3 protein-coding genes are annotated in these 2,712 nt (G+C 74.0%); 2 read left to right on the plus strand and 1 reads right to left on the minus strand.

What is annotated here, in order from left to right; translation table 11 throughout:
* A partial coding sequence (locus AE652_RS13685) for an amidohydrolase family protein (RefSeq protein WP_049651610.1) occupies positions 1 to 270 on the plus strand: 270 nt, incomplete at its 5' end.
* A gap of 218 nt (positions 271 to 488) precedes the next feature.
* The gene (locus tag AE652_RS13690; RefSeq protein ID WP_199823093.1) at positions 489 to 1,868 is read left to right on the plus strand and encodes an erythromycin esterase family protein; all 1,380 of its coding nucleotides are present in this window, start codon (positions 489 to 491) and stop codon (positions 1,866 to 1,868) included.
* A gap of 124 nt (positions 1,869 to 1,992) precedes the next feature.
* Here AE652_RS13690 and AE652_RS13695 read toward each other — a convergent pair.
* Positions 1,993 to 2,712, minus strand: a 720-nt coding sequence (locus tag AE652_RS13695; protein ID WP_049651611.1) for an amidohydrolase family protein, incomplete at its 5' end; no start/stop codon positions are given.

The following is a 2,712-nucleotide window of genomic DNA, read 5'->3' on the forward strand; positions in this document are numbered from 1 at the left end:
CACCGCCGTCCCACCCGCGACCTGAGCCAGGCCCCGCACAACCCCGGCCAGGCGCTCACCGCCCTGGAGGCCCTGCTGGCGATGACCGCCAACGCCGCCCACGCGGCCGGCGAGGAGCAGCTGGCGGGCCGGATCACCGTCGGCCACCGCGCGGACCTCACCGTGTTCGCCGCCGACCCGCTCACCACCCCGGCCACCGAACTGGCGGACCTCCCCGTCCTGTTGACCGTCCTGGACGGCCGACCGACCCACCGCTCCGCCACGCTCTGAACCCTCACCCGGTACCGGCCCCGGCACACCCCCGCGTACGGGTGTGCCGGGGCCGCCCGGGGGTTATCCCCCTGGTCGATCCGGCGGCACTCCTCAGCGCGCCGAAGCCCCCCGGTGATCGACTATTCATTGACCGGCACGTTCGCCGGCGAACCACTCGAACCACCGCGGCCGTTCCGACGGGTTGACGGTTCGACGAATTTGAGGAGCCCCCCGAAGTGACCGTACGCAGCGAGAAGCACGGCAAGCCCATCGGTCGACGCGCCCTGCTGGCCGCCACGGCGGCCGTCGCGACCACCGCCCTGCTCGCCCCGGCGGCACACGCGGACCAGCCCGGCACCGACAAGGTGACGAACAGTCAGATATCCACCGTGGTCCGCGAACTGAACGGCCTCGCCCACCCGTTGCGGTCCACCGAGCCCGGGGGCCGGACCACCGACCTGCGCCCGCTGGGCGCGATGATCGGCGACGCCAAGGTGGTGGGGCTCGGCGAGGCCACGCACGGCGCCCACGAGCTCTTCACCATGAAGCACCGGGTCCTGCGCTACCTGGTCGAGGAGAAGGGCTTCACCGCCTTCGCCCTGGAGACGAGTTGGTCCTCCGGCCTGCGGATCGACGACTACGTGCAGGGCCGCACCAGCGGCGACGCCCGGCAGCTGGTCAAGGAGACGATGGGCAAGTCCCCGTGGGAGCGCCAGGAGTTCGCCGACCTGATCGACTGGATGCGCGACCACAACCGCGAACACCCGCAGCACCCGGTCCACTTCGTCGGCGACGACCTGGACTTCCCCGCCATCGGCGACCAGCTCTTCGACCGGGTGACCTCCTACGTCCGCGAGGCCGCCCCCGCGTCGCTGCCGCGCCTGGAGCAGCTGTACGCCGGGCTGCGCCCGTTCGACGACGCCATCGGCTACATCACCACGCGCCCGCTCGCCGAGCGGCGGCAGAACGCCGCCGTGGCGCAGCAGACCCTGGAGCTGGTCACCGCGGCCAGGGGCGACGGCGGCGAGGCGTACGACTGGGCGGTGCAGAACGCCCGGAGCATCGCCCTGACCTTCACCTTCACCGCCATGAACCTCGAGGACAACAGCGAGGTGGCCGCGATGCAGAACCTCCGCGACCGCGCCATGACCGACAACACCCTCTGGTGGCAGCGCCGCACCGGCGGGAAGGTGCTGCTGTCCGCGCACAACGGCCACGTCGGGTACCAGAGCAGCGACCCCGAGCTCTACCCCAAGACCCAGGGCTCGTACCTGCGCGACGCCCTCGGCGCGGACTACCTCGCCGTCGGCTTCACCTTCGACCGCGGCTCCTTCCTCACCAAGGACGACCCGTTCGCCGCCGCCTGGAAGCCGGTCACCGTTCCGCCGGCCACCGCGGACATGAACGAGTACCCACTCGACCGGGTCCGCTACCGCGACTACTACGTCGACCTGCGCTCCGCCCCGCCGGCCACCCGGTCCTGGCTGAACACCGCCCGCCCGACCTACGACGCCGGGACGGAGTTCCGCAGCGACCCGCTGCCGCGCCTCGCGATCGGCACCGCCTACGACGCGCTGGTCCACCTCCACGAGACCAGCGCGGCCCGCACCCTCTGAGCATCGTCGCCGGAGCGCCTCTCCGTCGGCACGGGCCGCACAACGCGCGGCCGCACGGTCGACGGGGAGGCGCCCGCCGACCGCACCACCGACGGAGAGGCCCTCGCCGGCCGCCGGACGCCCGTCAGCCCGTGAACCGCCCGTCCCGCGCCACCACCCGGCCCGCGCGGACCACCAGCTCACGCGCCGGCAGGTCGATCACCACCTGCGGCAGGCACTCGCCCGTCACCAGAATGAAGTCGGCGGGCGAGCCCGACTCCAGGGTCACGGCCGGCAGGTCCAGCAGTTCGGCGCCGCCGTCGGCCGCCAGGGCGAAGCAGTCGGCCAGCTGCTCGTCGGTGCGGGCGTCGGTGGTCCAGCCGAGCAGGTGCGCGCGGTGCAGCGGGTCGGCGTTGCCGTACGGGCTCCACGAGTCGCGCACGCCGTCCGAGCCGAGCCCGACCCGCACCCCGTGCGCCCGCAGCTCGCGGAACGGCAGCACCTGGTGGGCCGAGGGCGCCACGGTGGTGAGGCCGACGCCGGACTCGGCCAGCTCGGCGGCGAGGTCGGCGAGCTGGGCGCCCGCCAGCTCCGGGACGCAGAAGGCGTGGCTGACGACCACCCGCCCGGCCAGTCCGGCCGCCCTGGTCCGCGCGGCGATCTCGCGCAGCGGGCCGAGGCCGCGCTCGCCCCGGTCGTGCAGGTGGATGTCGAGGCGCAGTCCGTGCTGCTCGGCCAGGCCGAACAGCAGCTCCAGCTGGGCGGGCCCCTCGCCGTCCGGGCCCTCGGCCGGGACGGCGTCGAAGCCCGCCGGGTCGATGCCGCCGATGGCGTCGACCAGCCCGCTGGCCGCCGCCTCCGCGAG

Source organism: Kitasatospora sp. MY 5-36 (assembly GCF_001182915.1).
Lineage (GTDB): Bacteria > Actinomycetota > Actinomycetes > Streptomycetales > Streptomycetaceae > Kitasatospora.